Source organism: Mesorhizobium sp. WSM4904 (assembly GCF_029674545.1).
Taxonomy (GTDB): domain Bacteria; phylum Pseudomonadota; class Alphaproteobacteria; order Rhizobiales; family Rhizobiaceae; genus Mesorhizobium.
In genome coordinates this window covers 6,022,068-6,042,885 of the sequence record NZ_CP121354.1, presented here as the reverse complement: position 1 = coordinate 6,042,885, position 20,818 = coordinate 6,022,068, and the positions used below count along the sequence as shown (strand labels likewise).

Annotated in this window: 17 protein-coding genes and 1 riboswitch; of the genes, 10 read left to right on the top strand and 7 right to left on the bottom strand. The window is 65.2% G+C overall.

Translation table 11 applies throughout. The annotated features are described in order from the left end of the window. Positions 1–31: 31 nt before the first annotated feature. From QAZ47_RS29345 to QAZ47_RS29325, 5 genes are all read left to right on the top strand, one after another. On the top strand, positions 32–1,303 hold the full coding sequence (locus QAZ47_RS29345) for an ABC transporter substrate-binding protein (RefSeq protein ID WP_278231695.1): 1,272 nt from the start codon (positions 32–34) through the stop codon (positions 1,301–1,303). Positions 1,304–1,398: 95 nt separating this feature from the next. After that, the gene (locus tag QAZ47_RS29340; RefSeq protein ID WP_278231694.1) at positions 1,399–2,244 is read left to right on the top strand and encodes a sugar ABC transporter permease; all 846 of its coding nucleotides are present in this window, start codon (positions 1,399–1,401) and stop codon (positions 2,242–2,244) included. A gap of 13 nt (positions 2,245–2,257) precedes the next feature. Further along, on the top strand, positions 2,258–3,106 hold the full coding sequence (locus QAZ47_RS29335) for a carbohydrate ABC transporter permease (protein ID WP_278231693.1): 849 nt from the start codon (positions 2,258–2,260) through the stop codon (positions 3,104–3,106). Positions 3,107–3,127: 21 nt separating this feature from the next. After that, positions 3,128–4,168 (top strand): ABC transporter ATP-binding protein, encoded by a 1,041-nt coding sequence (locus QAZ47_RS29330; protein ID WP_278231692.1) that lies wholly within the window; start codon positions 3,128–3,130, stop codon positions 4,166–4,168. Positions 4,169–4,184: 16 nt separating this feature from the next. Further along, positions 4,185–5,462, top strand: a complete 1,278-nt coding sequence (locus tag QAZ47_RS29325) for a trehalase family glycosidase (RefSeq protein ID WP_278231691.1) — start codon at positions 4,185–4,187, stop codon at positions 5,460–5,462. Positions 5,463–5,543: 81 nt separating this feature from the next. Here the strand turns inward: QAZ47_RS29325 and fba are convergent, their stop codons facing one another. Beyond that, a complete protein-coding gene (gene fba, locus QAZ47_RS29320) occupies positions 5,544–6,608 on the bottom strand; it encodes a class II fructose-bisphosphate aldolase (protein ID WP_059185845.1) in 1,065 nt (354 codons plus the stop codon). Positions 6,609–6,757: 149 nt separating this feature from the next. Next, positions 6,758–7,225: a 6,7-dimethyl-8-ribityllumazine synthase gene (locus QAZ47_RS29315; protein WP_278231690.1), complete on the bottom strand. Its 468-nt coding sequence runs from the start codon at positions 7,223–7,225 to the stop codon at positions 6,758–6,760. A gap of 78 nt (positions 7,226–7,303) precedes the next feature. Continuing rightward, a riboswitch (FMN riboswitch) is annotated at positions 7,304–7,448 on the bottom strand. 174 nt (positions 7,449–7,622) lie between these two features. On the opposite strand from QAZ47_RS29315, the gene QAZ47_RS29310 reads away from it, so the two are divergent. Together QAZ47_RS29310 and QAZ47_RS29305 are read left to right on the top strand one after the other, a co-directional pair. After that, a complete protein-coding gene (locus QAZ47_RS29310) occupies positions 7,623–8,729 on the top strand; it encodes an IS481 family transposase (RefSeq protein ID WP_278233866.1) in 1,107 nt (368 codons plus the stop codon). 127 nt (positions 8,730–8,856) lie between these two features. Continuing rightward, entirely contained in the window at positions 8,857–9,939 is a 1,083-nt protein-coding gene (locus QAZ47_RS29305) for a transposase (RefSeq protein WP_278230985.1), read from the top strand. A gap of 330 nt (positions 9,940–10,269) precedes the next feature. Here the strand turns inward: QAZ47_RS29305 and mtnA are convergent, their stop codons facing one another. Continuing rightward, positions 10,270–11,364, bottom strand: a complete 1,095-nt coding sequence (gene mtnA, locus QAZ47_RS29300) for an S-methyl-5-thioribose-1-phosphate isomerase (RefSeq protein ID WP_278231689.1) — start codon at positions 11,362–11,364, stop codon at positions 10,270–10,272. Then, complete coding sequence (mtnK, locus tag QAZ47_RS29295; protein ID WP_278231688.1) at positions 11,361–12,635, bottom strand: S-methyl-5-thioribose kinase; 1,275 nt, start codon at positions 12,633–12,635, stop codon at positions 11,361–11,363. Before mtnK ends, mtnA begins: the two co-directional genes overlap by 4 nt. 138 nt (positions 12,636–12,773) lie before the next feature. Between mtnK and QAZ47_RS29290 the strand changes: the two genes are divergently transcribed. The 3 genes from QAZ47_RS29290 to QAZ47_RS29280 all read left to right on the top strand — a co-directional run bounded on the left by QAZ47_RS29290 (position 12,774) and on the right by QAZ47_RS29280 (position 16,444). After that, on the top strand, positions 12,774–14,285 hold the full coding sequence (locus QAZ47_RS29290) for a sugar ABC transporter ATP-binding protein (RefSeq protein ID WP_278231687.1): 1,512 nt from the start codon (positions 12,774–12,776) through the stop codon (positions 14,283–14,285). 77 nt (positions 14,286–14,362) lie between these two features. Then, positions 14,363–15,358, top strand: a complete 996-nt coding sequence (locus QAZ47_RS29285; RefSeq protein WP_278204410.1) for an ABC transporter permease — start codon at positions 14,363–14,365, stop codon at positions 15,356–15,358. A 33-nt stretch (positions 15,359–15,391) separates the two neighbouring features. Then, complete coding sequence (locus QAZ47_RS29280) at positions 15,392–16,444, top strand: substrate-binding domain-containing protein (RefSeq protein ID WP_278204409.1); 1,053 nt, start codon at positions 15,392–15,394, stop codon at positions 16,442–16,444. Positions 16,445–16,781: 337 nt separating this feature from the next. Here the strand turns inward: QAZ47_RS29280 and QAZ47_RS29275 are convergent, their stop codons facing one another. The 3 genes from QAZ47_RS29275 to QAZ47_RS29265 all read right to left on the bottom strand — a co-directional run bounded on the left by QAZ47_RS29275 (position 16,782) and on the right by QAZ47_RS29265 (position 20,773). Then, complete coding sequence (locus QAZ47_RS29275; RefSeq protein WP_278233908.1) at positions 16,782–17,858, bottom strand: D-alanine--D-alanine ligase family protein; 1,077 nt, start codon at positions 17,856–17,858, stop codon at positions 16,782–16,784. Positions 17,859–17,882: 24 nt separating this feature from the next. Then, positions 17,883–18,497, bottom strand: a complete 615-nt coding sequence (locus tag QAZ47_RS29270; RefSeq protein ID WP_278231686.1) for a hypothetical protein — start codon at positions 18,495–18,497, stop codon at positions 17,883–17,885. Positions 18,498–18,718: 221 nt separating this feature from the next. After that, positions 18,719–20,773 carry a bifunctional aldolase/short-chain dehydrogenase gene (locus QAZ47_RS29265; protein WP_278231685.1) on the bottom strand — a complete coding sequence of 685 codons (2,055 nt, stop codon included), beginning with the start codon at positions 20,771–20,773 and terminating at the stop codon, positions 18,719–18,721. Between the last annotated feature and the right edge of the window lie 45 nt (positions 20,774–20,818).

Genomic DNA, 20,818 nt, shown 5'->3' with positions numbered 1-20,818 from the left:
ACATGACGGCGCCAACCCAGGGAGGAAGAGCATGAAGACCATGTTGAGGAAACTGGCGGGTGCTGCGCTGGCACTGTCCTTTGCCGTTGGCGGCGCCCAGGCGCAGCAGGTACTGTTCTGGTCGACCCAGGCGCGCCCGGTCGAGGAAACGCAGAAGATGCGTGACGAGGTGCTGAAAGGCTTCGACGGTCCGGTCGACTATCAGGTCGCCGAGGACGGCCCCTGGCTCACCCGCCTGCAGGCCGAATTGCAGGCCGGCTCCGGCACCATCGGCCTGCTCGGCGGCCTGCATGGCGACTTCTCCACCGTCGGCGCCGACCTGGTCGACCTGTCCGCCGTCGATGTCGGAGGGGTCAAGGTCAACGAGGCCTACAAGAAGCTCGGCATGCTCGGCACCGGCGAGCAGAAATACATGCCCTGGATGCAGGCCACCTACCTGATGGCGGCGAACAAGCAGGCGCTGCAATATCTGCCGCCGGGCGTCGATCTCAACACCATCACCTACGACCAGCTGATCGAATGGTCGAAGACCATCGCCGAAAAGACCGGCTCGCCGAAATTCGGCTTTCCGGCCGGGCCCAAGGGGCTGAGGCACCGCTTCTTCGAGGGTTTTCTCTATCCCTCCTATACCGGCTCGATGGTGACCAAGTTCCGCTCGCCCGAAGCCGAAACCGCCTGGAACAAGTTCAAGGAGCTGTGGCAGTACACCAACCCGAACTCGACCAACTACGCCTTCATGCAGGAGCCGCTGCTGAGCGGCGAGGTGTGGATTGCGTTCGACCACGTCGCCCGCCTCGCCGACGCCTTCAATCAGAAGCCCGGCGACTTCGTCGCCTTCCCGGCGCCGGCCGGTCCCGCCGGCCGCGGCTTCATGCCGGTGGTGGCCGGCGTCGCCATCCCGAAGACCTCGCCGGACATCGACAAGGCCAAGGCGCTGGTCGCCTACATGCTGAAACCGGAGACGCAGATCGCGACGCTGAAGGCGACCAATTTCTTCCCTGTCGTCGACGTCAAGCTGCCTGACGACATGCCGGCCTCGGTGAAGGCGTTCGGTCCGGCCATCGCCGCCATGACCGGCGCCCCCGATGCGCTGCCGGCGCTGCTGCCGATGGGTCTCGGCGATCTCGGCGGCAAGTTCAACCAGGTCTACACCGACAGCTTCGAGCGCATCGTGCTCGGCGGCGAGGACGTGCATGGCGTGCTCGAAGAGCAGGCGGCCGCGCTCAAGGCGATCATCGACCAGGCCAAGGCGCCGTGCTGGGCACCGGACAAACCGTCCGAGGGTGCTTGCCCGGTCGACTAGCCCTCACCACAAAATCCTCCCAAGGGGTGCCCGGAGCTTGTGCTCCGGGCGCCCGGACCGCGGCCCTCGATTGCGGCGCGCAAAGGATAAACACCATGAACGGCAAGGCTCTGCCCTATCTGCTGCTGATGCCGGCGACGCTGTTCCTGTGCGTCTTCTTCCTCTACCCCTTCGTGCTGGTCGCCTTCGAGGCGGTGACCCGCGACGGCGCCTTCACGTTCGACAATTTTCGCACCATGGCCGGCAGCTGGAAGTTTCCGGCCACCGTCCGCAACACGCTGCTGCTTGCGGCAATCGTCGTGCCGATCCAGCTCGCCATGGCGCTGCTGATGGCGAGCATCGTGTCGCGGCTGGAGACCGGGCGCAGCGCCGCGCTTTACATCTTCGCCATACCGCTCGGCATTTCCGACCTTGCCGCCGGCCTGATCTGGCTCGCCATCTTCGACCAGTCCGGCTTCCTCAACACGCTGCTTTCCGGCCTCGGCATCGTCGACCGGCCGATCATGTTCCTCGGCTACCAGAGCAAGCTCACCATCTTCATCGCCGTGGCGCTGGCCGAGATCTGGCGCGCCAGCGCGATCATGATGGTCATCCTCGTCGCCGGCATGGGGCTGATCCCCAAGGAATATTACGAGGCGGCGGAAGTCTTCGGCGCCGGCCCATGGAAGCGCTTCGTGCGCATCACGCTTCCGCTGCTGCGCCCCAGCCTGCAGACGGCGATCATCCTGCGCGTCATCCTCGCCTTCGAGGTCTTTGCCGTCGTTGCAGCACTTGGCGGCACCAATCTGCCGGTGCTGATGGGCGAGACCTACAACTGGCAATTCACGCTGCAGGACCGCAATGTCGCCGCCGCCTCGGCGCTGCTCATCCTCGCCATCTCGATCGGCTTCACGCTGTTCTTCCTGAGAGTGCTGCGCGTCCCCAAGGAGGCACGGATATGAAGGAGGCACGCATATGAGCGCCGTCGCCGAAGCGCCTGTCACGGCTGCAACCGCCGATGCGCGCAAGGCCGGCGACTGGCTGCTGGTCGCCACAGCCATCCTGCTCAGCGTCTGGGTGCTGCTGCCGATCTATCTGTTGATCGTCAACGCGCTATCTTCGCCGGACGAGGTGACCTCGTTCCCGAAACGCTTCTTCCCGTCCTTCGATTTCGGCAGCCTCTCCTTCTTCATCAACTTCGCCGGCGTCGCCAGGGCGCTGTGGAACTCGGTGCTCGTCGCCACGCTGACGATGATCCTTTCCATCGGCTTCGGCGCGCCGGCCGGCTACGCGCTGTCGCGCTTCGATTTCCCGGGCAAGGGCGCGTTCCGCTTCCTGGTGCTGATGACCCGCGCCTTCCCGCTGCCGCTGCTGGCACTGCCGCTGGCGGTGATGTTCATTCGCACCGGGCTCGACGACACCGCGATCGGACTGGCGCTGGTGCACACCACGCTGGCGCTGCCTTTCGCGGTGCTCATCACCTTCTCGCTGTTTTCCGGCATTCCGGTCGAACTGGAGGAGGTTGCCTGGACACTCGGCTGCACGCGATGGCAGGCCTTTCGCAAGGTGATCCTGCCACTGGCGCTGCCAGGCATAGCCGCGTCCGCCGTGTTCGCCTTCACCATCTCCTGGAACGAGGTTTTCGCCGCCGCCGTGCTCACCATCGAGAACCGCACGCTGACCGCCTTCCTGCTGCAGAGCCTCGGCGAGTCGCCGCTCTATCTCAAATTCGCCGGTGGCGCGGCGCTGGTCGTGCCGGCGCTGATCTTCATCTTCGCCGTCCGGAAATATCTGTTCGCCATGTGGGGGATCGCCAACCGATGACACAGGGCAGGGAGAACACCCATGGCTGAAATCGCCATAAAGGGAGTCGCCAAGCGCTTCGGCGGCTTCACCGCGCTGCATCAGGTCGACCTCGCCATCGCCGACCAGGAATTCATGGTGCTGCTCGGCGCCTCCGGCTGCGGCAAGACCACGCTGCTGAGGATCGTCGCCGGGCTGGAGACGCCGAGCCAAGGCGAGGTCTGGATCGGCGGCCGCCGCGTCGATCATCTGCCGCCGCGCGACCGCGGCATCGCCATGGTGTTCCAGAACTATGCCGTCTTTCCGCATCTGACCGTGTTCGAGAACATCGCCTTCGGTCTGCGCATGAAGAAGCTGCCGCAGGTCGACGTCGAGCGCCGCGTCAACCGCACCGCAGAGTTGATGCATATCGAGCAGCTCTTGAAGCGCTACTCGGGCCAGCTTTCGGGCGGCCAGCGCCAGCGCGTCGCGGTTGCCCGCGCGCTCGCCATGGAGCCCGACGTCATCCTGATGGACGAGCCGCTGTCCAATCTCGATGCGCTGCTGCGCCTGGAAATGCGCGCCGAGCTCAAAGGCGTGCTGGCGGCCTCGAAAACCACGACCATCTACGTCACCCACGATCAGGTCGAAGCGATGAGCCTCGCCGACCGCATCGCCGTCATGCATCAGGGCCGGATCGTCCAGGCCGCCTCGCCGGTAGAAGTCTATCGCAATCCGGCCGCTCGCTTCGTCGGCTCCTTCATCGGCAACCCGCCGATGAATTTCCTGCCCGCCACCAAGGCCGCGAATGGCGGCTGGAGCGTCGCCGGGCTGACGCTGCCCGGTCCGAAGTCGGACAGGCAGAAGATCGAATTCGCCATCCGCCCCGAGGACGTCGATGCCGGCGAGGCGGGTCTGCCCGCCACCGTGCGCGTCATCGAGCCCCTCGGCCCGCACACGCTGATCACTTGCGACGTCGAAGGCGGCCTGTTCCGCGCCGTGCTCGACTCCAACGCCGCCGTTGCCGTTGGCGACCGCCTGCGGCTCGCCCCCAAGCCTGACCGCATCCGCTGGTTCGACCCTGAAACCACCAATGCCCTCTGAAAGACCTCGATCTGCCATGACAGCCCGCACTGCCCAAGACATCATCGCCCGCGCCGTCGAGGTGCTGAAGGAAAACGACCACGGCGACTACACCATCCCGACGAAGGGGCTCTATCCGTTCCAGTGGAACTGGGATTCCTGCCTCACGGCGCTTGGCCTCGCCCACTATGACGAGGCGCGTGCCTGGACCGAGATCGAAACGCTGTTCGCACACCAATGGCCCGACGGCATGGTTCCCCACATCGTCTTCCATGTCTGGAACGATGGCTACTTTCCCGGGCCCGAGGTCTGGCGAACCGGTCGCCCGACCGCCACCTCCGGCATCACCCAGCCGGCCGTCGCCGGCTTTGCCGTGCGCCGGCTGTTCGACCGGGCGCGCGACAATAAGCTTGCCGTGGAGCGGGCTCGCAGGCTGCTGCCCAAGATCGATGCCTGGCACCGGTGGTTCTATGAGAACCGGGATCCCAAGGGCGAAGGACTGGTTGCGATCATCCACCCCTGGGAGTCTGGCCGCGACAACTCGATCGATTGGGACGACGCCTTCGAGCGCGTGCCGACCGAAGGCGTCGAACCCTACACCCGCCGGGACATCCTGCATGCCGATCCGGCGCATCGGCCGACCAAGGCGCAGTACGACCGCTATCTCTGGCTGGTGCAGCATTTTCGCGGGCTGGGCTGGGACAATGCCCGGCTGCACGATGCCTCGCCGTTCCAGATTGTCGATCCCGGCTTCAACGCCATCCTGATCCGCGCCGCGGCCGATATTGCCGATCTCGCCGAAGCGCTGGGCGAACTGGAGATCGCCAAAGCCAATCGCGCCCGCGCTGAAAAGGGGCTGGCGGCCATGGCGCGCTTGTGGAGCGATGCGCATGGCCAGTATCTCTGCCTCGACCGCGTCACGGGAAAGCTCGTCGACAGCGCCTCCGTCAGCGGCATCCTGCCGGCCTTCGCAGCCATCCCCGAGGCCCGCGCCGCCGCGCTTGCGGCAACCGTCGAGCGCCTGGCCGGCAGGGCGCGCTTTATCGTACCGTCGCACGATCCCGCCGACCCGCGCTTCGACGCCAGGCGCTACTGGCGCGGTCCGGTCTGGCTGGTGGTCAACTACATGATCGCCGACGGACTTCTCGCTGCCGGCCACGGTGAGGTCGCCCGCCGCATCACCCGCTCCAGCCTCGACTTGATCACGGAAAGCGGCTTTGCCGAATACTATGACCCGAAGAGCGGCGCGCCGCTTGGCGGCGGCCGCTTCACCTGGACTGCGGCGATGGTGATCGAGTTTTTGCGCGGCGCGTAAGCATGCGCCGGAACGACGAAAACGGGCAGGAACCTTGTCCGCTCCTGCCCGGTGTCGTCCGGATCGCGAGATCGGCCGAACTCAGCCGAACTTCGGGTCGAGGCTGCCCGACTTGTAGCGCTTGGCCATGTCCGACAAGGGGATCGGCTTGATCTTCGGCGCGTTGCCGGCGGTGCCGAACTGCTCGAAGCGTTCCTTGCAGAGCTTCTTCATCGCCGCCATGGCGGGCGTCAGATATTTGCGCGGATCGAACTCCGACGGATTCTCGGTCAGCACCTTGCGGATCGCGCCGGTCAGCGCCATGCGGTTGTCGGTGTCGATGTTGATCTTGCGCACGCCGTGCTTGATGCCGCGCTGGATCTCTTCCACCGGCACGCCCCAGGTCGGCTTCATCTGGCCACCATATTTGTTGATGATCTCCTGCAGCTCCTCTGGCACCGAGGACGAGCCGTGCATGACGAGATGCATGTTGGGCAGGCGGCGGTGGATTTCCTCGATCACGTTCATCGCCAGCACCGCGCCGTCCGGCTTGCGCGAGAACTTGTAGGCGCCGTGGCTGGTGCCCATGGCGACCGCCAGCGCGTCGACATGCGTGTCGCGCACGAACTGCTCGGCCTGCACGGGGTCGGTCAGCAACTGGTCGTGGCTGATCGCGCCTTCGACGCCATGGCCGTCTTCCTGCTCGCCGCCGCCGCTTTCCAGCGAGCCGAGCACGCCGATCTCGCCTTCCACCGAGACGCCGCCCCAATGCGCCATGTCGACGACGCGCCGGGTTATGCCGGAATTATAGGCGTAGTCGGCCGGCGACTTGCCGTCCTCCTTCAGCGAGCCGTCCATCATCACCGAGGTGAAGCCGTACTGGATCGCGGTGACGCAGGTCGCTTCGTTGTTGCCGTGGTCGAGATGCATGCAGACCGGGATGTCGGGATGGATTTCGACCAGCGCGTCGATCAGCTTGGCCAGCACAACGTCATTGGCGTAGGCGCGGGCGCCGCGGCTGGCCTGCAGGATGACCGGCGACTTGGTCTCCTCGGCCGCCTCCATGATGGCGAGCCCCTGTTCCATATTGTTCATGTTGAAGGCAGGCACGCCATAGCCGTGTTCGGCGGCATGGTCGAGCAATTGTCTCAGTGTGATGCGAGCCAACGAATAGTCTCCCGTATCTGGTTCGAGCCGTGTTTGAAAGGCCGCCCAGGCGGGCGGCCCGTTGCTTCTGGCCGGATTTTCGACGCACCGCAACCACTCTCGTCGCGGTCCTGAAATCCAAATCGGTTTAGTTCTGGTGCACCGGTTGCTCAGGCGGCGATGCGTGCGCGCGCGGCAAGGATTTCGACGCAGGCTTTCGCCGCTTCCTTGCCCTTCACCCGAAAATGCTCGTGGAAGAAACGGTGGTGCTCGGCGCTCTCATGGTAGTTGTGCGGCGTCAGCACGGCCGACAGCACCGGCACGCCGGTCGCGAGTTGCACGTTCATCATGCCGTCGATGACGGCGCTTGCGACGAAATCGTGCCGATAGATGCCGCCGTTGACGACGAAGGCGGTGCCGAGGATCGCGACGTAGCGGCCGGTCTCGGCGAGCGTCTTGGCGTGCAACGGGATCTCGTAGGCGCCCGGCACGTCGAAGACATCGACGGCAAAGCCGCCGAGGGCGGCAAGCTCCGCCTCGAAAGCCGTCGCGCACTGGTCGACGATATCGGCGTGCCAGCGCGCACGGATGACGGCGACGCGACGGTATGCACGGTCTTTGGGGGAATGCTGATTCATGGGTCCTTCCTTCCGTTTCGAACCAGAATCAGGACGCACGACGCAAAAAACCGGCCCGCGCGAGCGGACCGTCCTTGCGTACGTTCTCTTCCATCCGGACTGTAACCGTCGGCTCCGGAATCACACCGGATCTGCTGACCCTCCCGTTGCCGGGAGGCGCTCGCGGGCTTGGGTCGAGACCCTTACCGCCGGTGGGGACTTTCACCCCGCCCTGAGAACATTGACCCGGTGTGTATGGGAGAGTGCATTACTGATGTCAATCGACGCCGTCGCTGGAGCTGTGATCTCCCCCCTGTATGGACTGGGGACATCGCGAACAGGTGTGCGAAGACATCGCGAACAGTTTCGTGCGTTTTGCGCGGGGAGGTTCGTGGTGCCATTCGAGGCCAGGAGCGTGATGAGCCAGAAGGAAGAGTTTGTAAGACTGGCGCTGGCGCCAGGGGCGAATGTGAGCGCGCTGTGCCGTCGCTTCGGGATCGGACGAACCTGCGGGCACAAATTGATCGCGCGATTTCGTGCGGAAGGCGTAGCCGGGCTGGCGGAGCGTTCGCGGCGGCCAAAGTCGAGCCCGCGGCGCAGCCCGCCGTCGCTGGAAGCAGCGGTTGTGTCGCTGCGGAAGGAATGCCCGGCCTGGGGTGGGCGCAAGATCGCTGGCGTGCTCGAGCGCGACGGCATCGGCGCCATTGCTCCTTCGACGGTGAGCGGCATCTTGCGGCGCAACGGCGTCGAGCTGGGTGCGTTGGGCGGCGGCGCTCAGCCCTTCATCCGCTTCGAGCACGAAGCCCCCAACGATCTGTGGCAGATGGACTTCAAGGGCCATGTGCCACTGCGCCAGGGACGGCTGCATCCGCTCACCGTGCTCGACGACCATTCGCGCTTCTCGCTGGCCCTGGAGGCCTGCTCCGACGAGACGACCGAGACCGTCAAGGCGCGGCTGATCACGGCGTTCCGGCGCTATGGCCTGCCGTGGCGCATCGCCATCGACAACGGCCCGCCCTGGGGCGACGGCGGCCGCAACAACCTCACCGTGCTCGGCGTCTGGCTGATCGAGGTGGGCGTGGCCATCAGTCATTCCCGGCCCTACCATCCCCAGACGCTGGGCAAGGACGAGCGCTTCCACCGCTCCCTCAAGGCCGAGGCGCTGCAGGGGCCGCCCTTCGAGAGCCTCCAGCACGCCCAGAGCGCCTTCGACAGCTGGCGCCATCTCTACAACACCAAGCGCCCGCACGATGGCCTTGCCGGCGCTGTGCCGCTCGACCGCTACCGGCCCTCCGGCCGCGACTTCTGCGAGACCGTGGCGCCCTTCGACTACGCCGCCGGCGACCTCCTGCGCAAAATCCAGCAGAAGGGAGCGACCTCGCTGTTCGGGCGTGCCTTCAAGATCTGCAACGCCGTCGCCGGCAAGGTCGTCGCCTTCAGGCCGACCGAAATCGACGGCGTCTTCGATGTCTTCTTCCGACACCAGAAGATCCAAACCATCGACCTCAACCAGTTCCAGCGCTAGCATGGGAAACTGTTCGCGATGTCTTCGCACACCTGTTCGCGATGTCCCCAGTCCATACACCCCCTTGAGGGCATAGGCGCTAAGATAGGTGTTGCAGCGCGGAATCGGTTGTGATTCTACGCTGAGGATGACACACGAATCACTTGTTGATGACGGCTGGGCCGAGACGATTGCGCTTCTCGGCGGCGAAGAGTTGATCGCAGGAAGTGCGCGCGAGACGAAGGCGTTCCTGCGACCGCGGGGTATCCGGTCGGCGTGCGATCTGTTGCGCCTGACATTGGCTTACTGCCTTGGCAAGGTGGGCATGCGGGGCGTCGTGGCCTGGGCGGCGGCGAGCGGGATTGCCGACATCTCGGACGTGGCCTTGCTCGGCCGGCTGCGCAATGCAGGGCCGTGGCTGCAGCAGTTGATTGGGCATCTTTTGAAGCGCGAGGAAAAAGGCTTGGCCAAGGGCCGGCTGATCCGCATCCTCGATGCGACGGCGGTTGCCAAGGCCGGTGCGCATGAGAAGAAGAACAATGGCCTTTGGCGCATGCACTGCGCCTTCGAGCTTGAGCGCGAGCAGTTCGATTTCCTCGAGATCACCGACCAAAGCGAGGCCGAGCTGATCGACCGCGTGCCGGTGGTGGCGGGCGAGATCCGCATCGGCGACCGCGCCTATCTGCAGGCCGAGCGGATCGCAAGGGTCATGGCGCAAGGCGGCGACGTTGTCGTGCGCGCGTCGTGGAAGAATGCGCGATGGCTCGACGCCAACGGCAAGGCGTTCGATCTCATCGGCTACCTGGAGAGCCGCCGCGAGGAAGTCTTCGAAACGCCTGTCCGGTTGGCCCTCAAGAAGGGCGAGCCTGTGAAGATGCGCCTGATCGCCTTGCGCAAATCCGAGGCAGCGGCACAAGAAGCGCGGCGCAAAATCAACAAGGAAGCCAAGGCCAAGGGCAACAAGGTTCGACCCGAGACGCTGATTGCGGCCGGCTTCGTCATCCTTGTGACCTCGCTTGACCGGCAGGAGTTTCCCGCCGGCACGGTTCTCAAGCTCTATCGCATGCGCTGGCGCATCGAGCTCGCCTTCAAGCGTCTGAAGAGCCTGATCGGGCTGCGCGCGCCTCCCGCCAAAGACCCAAGGATCGCAAAGCCTTGGATTCTTGCCCACTTCCTCATCGCGCTTGTGACCGAACCCCTCTCGCAGGAGTTGGGTGTCTCTCCCCCTTGAGCGACGGGCGCCCGCTGCTGTGGCGCGCCACCCGCCAGATCGTCGCCTCGCTGATCGCAGCGATCTTTACTCAGCCTCGCTTGGCAAGCTTGCGCCAAAATCTCCATGCCTTGCGGCATCGTTGGCGTGAGCCACCGCGAAAACGCAAATTTCAAGCCATGCCAAAGCTATCTTAGCGCATATGCCCTTGAGGGGGAGATGGCCGGCAGGGCAGAGGGGTCGCTGCGCGTGGAGCGCCAACTTCTTCTTCACGTCCGCAAGGGCGTCGGCGCTCCACGCGCAGCGCCCCCTCTGTCGCCTTCGGCGACATCTCCCCCTCGAGGGGGGAGATCACCCCAGCTCCGGAAACATCGCCCTCAGCCCCTCGCGCGAAGCCTTCGCCACGCCGCGCTCTGTGATCAGCCCGGTCACCAGCCTTGCCGGCGTCACGTCGAAGGCGGGATTGGCCGCCGGCGTCGCATCCGGCGAGACGCGCACCTGCGCGACCTTGCCGTCGGCCGTCTTGCCCCAGACCAGCGAAACTTCGTCGCCGGAGCGCTCCTCGATCGGAATTTCCGCAAGCCCGTCGGCCACGGTCCAGTCGATGGTGGGCGAGGGCAGCGCGACATAGAAGGGCACGTCATTGTCGGCGGCGGCCAAAGCCTTGAGATAGGTGCCGATCTTGTTGCAGACGTCGCCATTGGCGGTCGTGCGGTCGGTGCCGACGATCACCATGTCGATGTCGCCATGCTGCATCAGATGGCCGCCGGCATTGTCGACGATCAGCGTATGCGGCACACCGTGGCCGGCCATCTCCCAGGCGGTCAGCTGGGCGCCTTGGTTGCGCGGCCTGGTCTCGTCGACATAGACATGGACCGGGATGCCGGCTTCCGTCGCGAGATAGATCGGCGCCGTGGCGGTGCCGTAGTCGACCGTCGCCAGCCAGCCGGCGTTGCAATGGGTGAGGATGTTGACCGTCTCGCCCGGCTTCTTCTTCGCCGCGATCGCCTTAATGATGGCAAGCCCGTTCTCGCCGATGGCGCGGTTCAGCCCGACATCCTCGTCGGCAATCTCGGCGGCACGGCGATAGGCGGCCTCGGCGCGCTCTCCCGGCGCCAGCGGCCTGAGAAACCGCCGCATCTCGTCCAGCGCCCAGCGCAGGTTGATCGCCGTCGGCCGCGTTTTGTGCAGCGTCTCCCACACCGCGTCGAGCGCCTCGTCCGACGGATCGTCCGTCATCTGGATGGCGACGCCATAGGCGGCGGTGACGCCGATCAGCGGCGCGCCGCGCACCCACATGTCGCGGATCGCGGTGGCGATGCCGGCAACTGTTCCGATCGTCTCGATGCGGAACTCATGCGGCAGCCAGCGCTGGTCGATGATCTCGACCGAACGCTTGTCGTCGCTGAGCCAAATGGTGCGGTAGTGGCGCTCGCCGACGTTCAAATTCTGCTCTCCTGTTCGATCAGCGCGGCCAAGGTGTTGACCTCATCGATGCTGTGGATCCGATGCCGGTTGACGGCGATGTGGCGGCCGAAGCGCAGTGCCTTGGCCTCACATGTGGCGCGCAGGTCTTGATCGGCAATGGTCTCGAAATCGGCATTGTGGGCGAGGCCGAGGATACGCCGGTGCACCTCGATGCCGGCAAAGCCCAGCAGGTCGGTCCAGATGCCGCCAAGCATGTGGTCGAGCGCCTGTTCGGCGCCCAGGCGGTCGCCCTGATCCTCGAACAGGCTCTTCTGGTAGAGCATGCCGGTGCGCTCGGTTCGCCACAGATGCGAGAACTCGGCGCGGAACACCGTCCAGGTTTCGGCCGTGACCCTGAGCAGATAGGCGCGCATCGAATCCCGGCTGCCGTTCTCCTCATGGCCGCGCTGCGAGAAGTAGGCCATCCAGAAATTGGCGAGCAGCATGCCGACGTCGAAGGCGATCGGGCCGTAGAAGGCGAACTCCGGATCGATCATCCGAGTCTCGGCTTCGGTGACCATGATCGAGCCGGAATGCAGGTCGCCATGCAGCAGCGTCTCGGCATTGGCGGCGAAGAGATGCTTCAGCCGCTGCGCCTCGACCTTGAGGTCGCGGTCGGCGCGCAATTCGGCGACCAGGCCGTCGAGCTGCGGGCTGGTGTGCCGGTTCATCTCGGCGTCGAAATAGGGGTCGGAGAAAACCAGGTTCTCGGTGATGTCGCAGAGCTCGACATTGTCGGCGAATAAAGCGAGATCGGCCTTGCGCTCGCGCGCCGCCATCGACAGGTCCGAGCCGCGAAACAGCGTGCGGGCCATGAACAGGCCGATATCGCGCGCGATATTCGGCAGCTCGCGTCCGTCGATCAGCGCCCGCCTGAGAATGACGTGCGGCGGCGCCAGATACTCCATCACGATCAGCGCTTGCGTCTCATCGAAATGGTAGATCGCCGGCACCGAGCCGGGCGCTCGGCGCTCTTGCCTGGTCAGGGCATGATATTCGAAGAAGGAGCGCTTCAAGGGCAGCGGCCAGCTGTCGCCGACCAACCGCACATAGGGCAGCGCCTGCTTGACCACCGCCGCGCCCTTGTCGCCCTCGACGATGAAGACGAGGTTCAAATTGCCGTCGCCGACCTCGCGTACCTTCCAGCGGCCGGCGTCCTCGCCGATGCGCTCGGTCAGCGCCGCGTTTCCGCCAAGGCGCTTCGGCAGCGTCTCCACCGACAATGCTTCGAACGGCTTCTTCTCGGTCATCCTCTCCCCTCCTGCTCGTGGGTCGCCAACGATAGCGGAGCCACGGCGGCGGGGCCAAGCTAGGTAGCGCTCTGGCAATTGTCAATCGTGTTGACAATTGACGAGTGAGCCCATAGCGTCGTGGCCAGGGAGGAACGAATGGGCGCAGATGCCGTGTTCCGTGTGGAGGGCCTGAGGAAATCCTTCGGCCAGAACGAGGTGCTTGGCGGCATCTCGGTCGAATTGCATGCCGGTGAGGTTACCGTGCTGATGGGCGCCAACGGCGCCGGCAAGTCCACGCTGGTCAAGATCATCAGCGGCGTCTACGAGCGCGGCGGCGGCGCGATGCGGCTTGCCGGCCAGGCATTCGATCCCGTCACGCCGGCGGAAGCCATCCGCGCCGGCGTCGTCACCGTGCATCAGAACATCAACGACGGCGTGGTGGCCGATCTCGACGTCGCCACCAACCTGACGCTCGACCGGTTGAGCGGCAAGGGCGCATCGCTGCTGTTCAAGCCTGCCAATGTTCGCGCCGAGGCAAGGGCCGTCGCCGACCGCATGGGCCTCGCCATCGACCTCAGGGCGCGTGTCGCCGACCTATCGCTCGCCGACCGGCAGATGGTGGCCATTGCCCGCGCCATGGCGCACCAGCCCAAGGTGCTGATCCTCGACGAGCCGACCTCCTCGCTATCGAGCGCCGAAGCAGACCGGCTGTTTTCGCTGATCGACCGGTTGCGCGGGCAGGGTGTCGCGATCCTCTACATCTCGCACCGCATGTCCGACATCCGGCGCCTTGCCGACCGCATCGTCTCGATGCGCGACGGCGTCATCTCCGGCGTCTTCGACCGGAAGCCGCTCGACTATGAGGGCGCCGTCAATGCCATGCTCGGCCGCAAGATCCACCTCGACCAGGTCGTCGCCAGAAATTCGGCGCGCGCCGTCTTCACAGCCGAAGGACTTCAGCTGGCGCAGGGCGCCAAGCCGATCTCGATGACGCTCGGCGCTGGCGAGGTGGTGGCGATTACCGGTCTCGTCGGCGTCGGCAAGACGGCGCTGGCCGAAACGCTGTTCGGCGTGCGCAGGCCGCTGGCCGGCACCATGCATATGGACGGCAGGCCCTACGCGCCACACTCGGCGCGCGAAGCGATCGCCGCCGGCGTCTTCCTCGTCGCCAAGGACCGCGCCGACAGTGGCATCGTCGGCGGCTTCAACATCGAGCGCAATATCAGCCTGCCGTTCCTCAAGCGCATGTCGGGCTTCAGCGTCATGAAGCGCCGCGCCGAGCGCGCCGCCGCCCGCCGCCAGATCACCGAGCTCGGCATCGTCTGTCGTTCGGAAAAGGACGAGCTCTCGGCGCTGTCCGGCGGCAACCAGCAGAAGGTGATGGTGGCGCGCTGGATGTCGCAGGCCTCGCGCCTGTTCATCCTCGACGAGCCGTTTCAGGGCGTCGACATCTCGGCGCGGCGCGATATCGCGGCCAAGCTGAGGGCGAGCGCCGACGGCCGCGCGACGCTCCTCTTCGTCACCGAGATCGACGAGGCGCTCGAGACCGCCGACCGCATCCTGGTGATGTCGGAACACACGATCGCCGGCGAGCACAGGAACGCCGATATCGATCTCGACCGGCTGCTGGCGCAAGTCGCCGGCGGGCCGCTGCACAGCGCGGCGTGAGGTCGACCGATGACGATACTTGGAGTGCATGCATGAGTTCCAGTTTGGCGGAGAGGGCAACAGCGCGGGAGCGTTCGATGACATTGCGTGACTATGCCATCCGCTATGGTTTCATCGTCCTTCTGGTCGGGTTGATCGCCTATTTCGCGATCGCCGCCGACGGGTTCGTCTCGCCGCAGAGCGCCGTCTTCATTTTCCAGTCGGTGGCGATCACCGGCGTGTTGGCGCTCGGCGTCACCGCGACGCTCGTCGTCGGCGGCTTCGACCTGTCGATAGGGTCGGTCGCCACCAGCGCCATGATGGCCGCCTCCTACGCCATGGTGGTGCTGGAGCAGAATGCCATCGTCGCCGTCATCGCCTGCCTGGTCATCGGCGTGGTCGTCGGCCTTATCAATGGCTGGCTGATCGTCTATATGCGCGTGCCCGATCTCTTGGCGACGCTCGGCATGATGTTCCTGCTGCTCGGCCTGCAGCGCATCCCGACCGAGGGCCGCTCGATCGCCACCGGCATGACGATGCCCGACGGCTCGGTCGCCAACGGCAAGTTCTCGGAAGCCTTCCTGGCGCTCGGCCGCCACCGCATCGACTTCTTCATCCCGAGCCTGATCCCGGTTTCCGTGGTGGTGCTCGTCGTGCTCGCGGTGCTGATCTGGTTCTTCCTCGAATACACCCGCTTCGGCCGCATGATGTACGCCGTCGGCAGCAACGAACGCGCCGCCGAACTCGCCGGCGCCCCTGTCAAGGCATACAAAATCTGGGCCTATGTCATTTCGGGAGTTTTTGCCTCGATCGGCGGGATTTTGCTCGCCGCCCGGCTTGGACGCGGCGACATCGCCTCGGGTAATAATCTGCTGCTCGACGCAGTAGCGGCGGCGCTCATCGGCTACGCGGTGCTCGGCGCCGCCAAGCCCAACGCCTTCGGCACGGCCGTCGGCGCGGTGTTCGTCGGCGTCCTGCTGCAGGGCCTGACGATGATGAACGCCCCTTACTACACGCAGGATTTCGTCAAGGGCGCGGTGCTCGTCGTCGCCCTTGTCTTCACCTTCGCCCTTTCCGGCAGGGGCAAGAGATAGTTTCGACCGGGGCAAACAACGGAGGAAAACGACGTGAGCATCACAAGAAGACTTCTGGGGAAGGCCGCACTTGGCCTCGCGGGCGCGGCGCTGCTGATGCAGGGCACGGCATTGGCGGCGGATCGCCCGGCGCCGTTCGACAAGCCGGGCGTCAAGATCGCGCTGGTGCGCTATCTCTCGACCGGTGACTTCTTCCAGGCCTATCTCTCCGGCGTCGAGGCGCAGGCCAAGGCGCTCGGCGTCGACCTGCGCGTGCTGGACAGCCGCCAGGATGCCGCCCTCCAGGCGGACATGGTCGACCAGGCCATCGCGCTCGGCGTGCAGGGCATCATCATCCAGCACGGACTGACGGAATCGATGAAGGACGCCGCCCAGCGCGCGGTCGACGCCGGCATCAAGGTCGTCGCCTTCGACGTCAATGTCGAGAACCCGAAGATCCCGCAGATCGAGCAGTCCGACCGCGACTTGGCAAAGCTCGCTCTCGAGCAGGCGGTGAAGGACAATGGCGAGGCCTGGAAGGCCGGCTATGTCTATGTCGCCGGCATTGCGCCGCTCGACCGCCGCAACGAAACCTGGGTCGACGTGAAGAAGAAATATTCGGGCATCAGCGAGGTCGCCATGTTCGGCACGCTCGACAACCCGATCGCCAACTCCGTCGCCAACCAGGCGCGTTCGGTGCTGCAGGCGCATCCCGACATCAAGGTGATGTTCGCGCCGTATGACGAATTCGCCAAGGGCGTGAAGATCGCCGTCGACGAGGCGGGCCTGAACAAGGGCATCAAGATCTACTCGGCCGACATCTCGACCTCGGATATCGCCGCGATGCGCGAGCCGGACAGCGCCTGGGCAGCGACGGCCGCCACCAACCCGGCCGTCGTCGGCCAGGTTTCGGTGCGCGCGCTGGCGCAGCTGCTCGCCGGCGAGGATCCCGGCCACAACGTCATCGTGCCGCCTACGCTGATCACCCAGAAGGAACTCGTCGACAAGGACATCAAGAACATGGAAGACCTGTCGGCCAAGCTGCCGCAGTTCGCCCATGCCGACGTCGCGATGCCCGCCTGGATGCCGAACCCGAACGCCAAGTAGGTTCGGGTGTGAAGCGCGTCGTCTGTAGATGCGGCGCGCTTCGGGCTCCCATTCTAGGCAAATCGCTATCTCAGCCGTCGCGCGCAATTGGAAATGTCGGCACCGAGAAAGACGCCGTCGTCGACGCTTTCGCCAATTGTCGCCGTCGCAGACGAGGCACCGGCGCTACGGCCGGGCCCCCTTCTCCCCGTCACTTACGGGGAGAAGGGGGCCCGGCAGGCGGATGAGGGGCAGCGGCGGCCGACGAAATTTTGTCGGAGTGCCTCGCGCGAAGCGTCTTTGGCGACGCCCCAGTGATCAGAGAAGAGGTCGGCTCAGGTCGCTCCCTTTTTGCCTCTCAGGCCGATCGCGCAGCACGCGCCAGCCCATGCGCCACCAGGCGGTCGATGACCTCCGGGTAGCTGATGCCGCTTGCTGCCATCGCCTTGGCGTACATGCTGATGTTGGTGAAGCCGGGAATGGTGTTGAGTTCGTTGACCAGGAACGTCATGTCCGGCATCAGGAAAAAGTCGACACGCGCCATGCCGTCGCAACCGACGGCCCTGAAGGCCTTGGCGGCCATGTCGCGCATGCCTTGCTCGACCTCCGGCGGCAGTTCCGCAGGCACGATCAATGCCGCGCCGTTTTCGTCGATATACTTGGCATTGTAGTTGTAGAAGCCGTGACTTTCGGCGGGCACGATCTCCCCCGGTCGTGAGACGAAGAGTTCGCCTTCGGGATCTTCCAGCACGCTGTACTCGATCTCGCGGCCACGAACGAATTCCTCCGCCAGCAGCTTGCGATCGTGCCGGAAGGCTTCCTCGATCGCCCGATCGAATTCCTGGCTGGCATTGACCTTTGCGACGCCGACCGACGAGCCTTGCCGTGCCGGCTTGATGAACAGCGGCAGGCCAAGCTGATCTTCCAGCACGGCGAGGGAAGGTGCTGTGCCCCTGTCGATCGTCACCGAACGCGCGACAGGCACTCCGGCCGCCTTCAGCAGCCGCTGGGCGATATCCTTGTCAAGCGCCGTGGCCGAACCCAGGATGCCGCAGCCGGCGAGCGGCACTTGCGCTACTTCGGCCAGCCCCTGGGCGGCGCCGTCCTCGCCATGGAGACCGTGCAGGACCGGGAACAGGACATCGATGGCGGGCAGTTCATGCGGTGGCCCGCCGGCCGGAATGGCCAGCATCCGTCCATGCCCGCCCGGCACCAGGCAGATCTCGGTCCCGCTTGACGGTGTCGCCAGCGCACCGTCCCGGAAGCTGCTCAGCAGCCATTGCCCTTGGCGGGTAACGAAGATCGGAACGGCATCGTATTTCGCCGGATCCAGCGCGTGCATGACATTGGCCGCCGAAAGCAGCGACACCTCGTGCTCGGCGGAGCGGCCGCCAAAGAGCACACCGATACGCAGTCTTTTCTCGGCCATTGATATCTCCGGAATGGTCAAGTTGCAGGATCAGAACGCGACGGCGATGCCGCGCCGGGCGAAAAAGCGGCCGAAGCTGGCGAGCGGCAGCGTGACATCCGCCTGGCTCTGCCGGTCGTGGCCGGATGGGTTGTGGAAGCGGATTTCGCCTGGCGACGCCGCCGTTACCAACACCAGATGGCCGCCCTTGGACGGCGGCTCGCGTTCGGGCCAGCGGATGCCGGGGTGCACCGAGGCGATGAAGTAGCGCCACCGTGAAAACAGTCCGGGCACCGCGGCCATGTCGACATTCGTCATCGTCTCCGCAAGCAGGTCGAATCGCTCGCGGACGAACCTGACGAAGGGCTCGTAGATCAATCCTTTGATTGAGCCGTCGATCTCATTGACGACATAGCCGCCATAGGCCGTGCAGGCGCGGGCGAGCTCGAGCGTCGGATGAATTTCGCCGCGTGCGGCAAGGATCATCTTCAGGCAGGCCATGCCGCAGACATTGACGGCCCGGCGCGCATAATCCTCAACCGTTTCCGCGCCGGAATTGCGCCATAGCGGATCGCGATAGAGCGCCGATGGCCCCTCCGCCAGAAGCGGCAAAGTCATGCCGGGCGATTCCCACTGGCTGAAATAAGGCACTTCCCTGGCTTGCATACGGGCTCCAGCTCTTGTGTCTCGTAGACGAGGCGCAAGGCACCCCTTAAAGCTGTTCGAGCAATAAGCGAAGGATTTGAGCGGATTTTGACCGCTTGGAGCAGTTTTCTAGCAGAAGTGCGAAACGGGCTTCCGTCCGAGAACCGCGTCAGGACAAAGAGAGAGAGGGGTTCGTCGTTCTCGTAAAACGACGAACCAATCTGGGGATGGCTTTCACTTCTTCAGCGCAGCGCCGCCGCGATGTTGCCGCCGTCCACCGTCGTCACGTCGGCGGTGGTGCGTTCGGCGAGCGCCTGGTGCAGGAAGGCCTGCGCCACGTCGTCGGCCGTCACCTCCTGGCCAAGCAGGTTGCCGGACATGTATTCCTTCTCCGAGACGCCGCGCGCGCCGGAGCGGCTGGCGATCATCGCGTCGGTCAGAAGCCCCGAGCGGATGCGGTCGGCGTTGACCGCGTTGGAGCGGATGCCATGGGCGCCATAGTCCAGCGCGTATTGCCGCGACAGGAACAGCGTCGCCGCCTTGGGCAGGCCATAGGCGCCGAATTTCGGCCCGGGATTGACCGCCTGCTTGGAGGTGTTGAACAGGAGCACGCCGCCGGTGCCCTGTTCCAGCATGATGCGGACCGCGTTCTGCGCCGCCGACTGGTGGGCGAAGAAGTTGAGCTCGAAGCTCTTGCGCAGAAGCGCATCGTCGAGCTCGCCGATCCGGCCTTCCCAGGCCGCGCCTGCGTTGGAGACCAGTATGTCGACGCCGCCATAGACCGCGACCGCCTTGTCGAAGGCGGCGCGCATCTCGGCCGGGTTGGTGATATCGGCGCCGACGCCGATCGAATTGTTGCCGGCTGCTTTCGCCGCGTCAGCGGCCTTGGCCGGATCGAGGTCGACGATGACCGCATGCGCGCCATTGGCGGCGAAGAGCTTCGCCGTCGCGGCGCCGATCGCGCCGGCGCCGCCGGTGATCAGCACCACCTGGCCGGTCAGCGGCTTCGGCTTGTTCGAGGCAAGCTTCGCCTGCTCCAGCGACCAGTATTCGAGCGGGAAGAGGTCGGCCTTGGAGAGCGGCTGGAAATTGCCGATGGCTTCCGCGCCGCGCACCGCCTCGATCCACATCTCGCCGACATCGGAGGCGATCTTGGCGTCCTTCAGCGTGCGGCCATGGCCGAACATGCCGAGACCGGGAACCAGCGTCAGCCGCGGCATCGGGTCGAGCATGGTGCGCTTGACGTCGTCCAGCGCGTCATTGGTCTCGAAATAGGCACGGTAGTCCTTGGCGAAGGCGTCGACATGGTCGCGGATGACGGCCTTGTAGTCGTCGAGCTTGTCGGCGTCGGGCGCCGGCACCGCCATCGGGCCGGTCTTGATGCGGATCGAAAGATCGGGCGTCGACACGCCGCGCCCGGCATAGTCGGCGATCTTTGCCGAATTGATGAAATCGACGATCGCGTTCGACGTGCGGAAGTCGCTGATCATGCGGTCGAAGCGGCCTTCGCCGCGCGCCACCGCCACCGCGCCGCGCAGCATCGGCGCGATGTCGCTTGGCCTGGCGAGCTTCGCCGGCAGCGCCGCCTTGGGCGCCTGCGGCCTGCCGTTCTTCGCGACATACTCCTCGGCGACGTTCACATAGTGGATCATCCGGTCATAGGCCTGCCGGGCGTCGTCGCCAAAGGTGAAGATGCCGTGCTTGTCGAGGATCAGGCCTTCGACGCTCGGGTCGGCGTCGAAAATTTCCGCGGCCACCTTGGCGAGGTCGAAGCCCGGCTTGATGTAGGGCACGTAACCCATTTTGCTGCCGAATACCTTTGCCACCAGAGCCTTGCTGTCTTCCTGGTCGACGATGGCGAGGATCGCGGTCGAATGCGTATGGTCGACGAATTTGTGCGGCAGGAAGGCGTGCAGAAGTGTTTCGACCGACGGGTTGGGGGAGGCGGGATCGATGAGGTTGGAGCGCTGCAGCGCCACCATGTCCTCATCGGACAGCGCGGCAAGCGCGCGCGCCTTGATGAGCGCGCCCATCTTCACCGCAGGCAAGCCTTGCGGCTCGATCACCGCCATGTCCCAGCCACTGCCCTTGACGCAGAGCACGTCCCATTCGTCGCCGACGAGATCGGTGGCCTTGGTCTTGCAGGAGGTGTTGCCGCCGCCATGCAGCACAAGCCGCGGCTCGCCGCCGAGCAGGCGGGTCGTGTAGACGCGCAGCGCGAGGTCGCCGCCGACGCCTTTCTTGGCATAGTCGGCAACCATCTTTTCCGCGTCGGCGTCGTTCCAAAGGTTCTTCATGTCGTTCCGTCCGATTCCGTCTTTTGCTGCTCATGAACAGGAAGC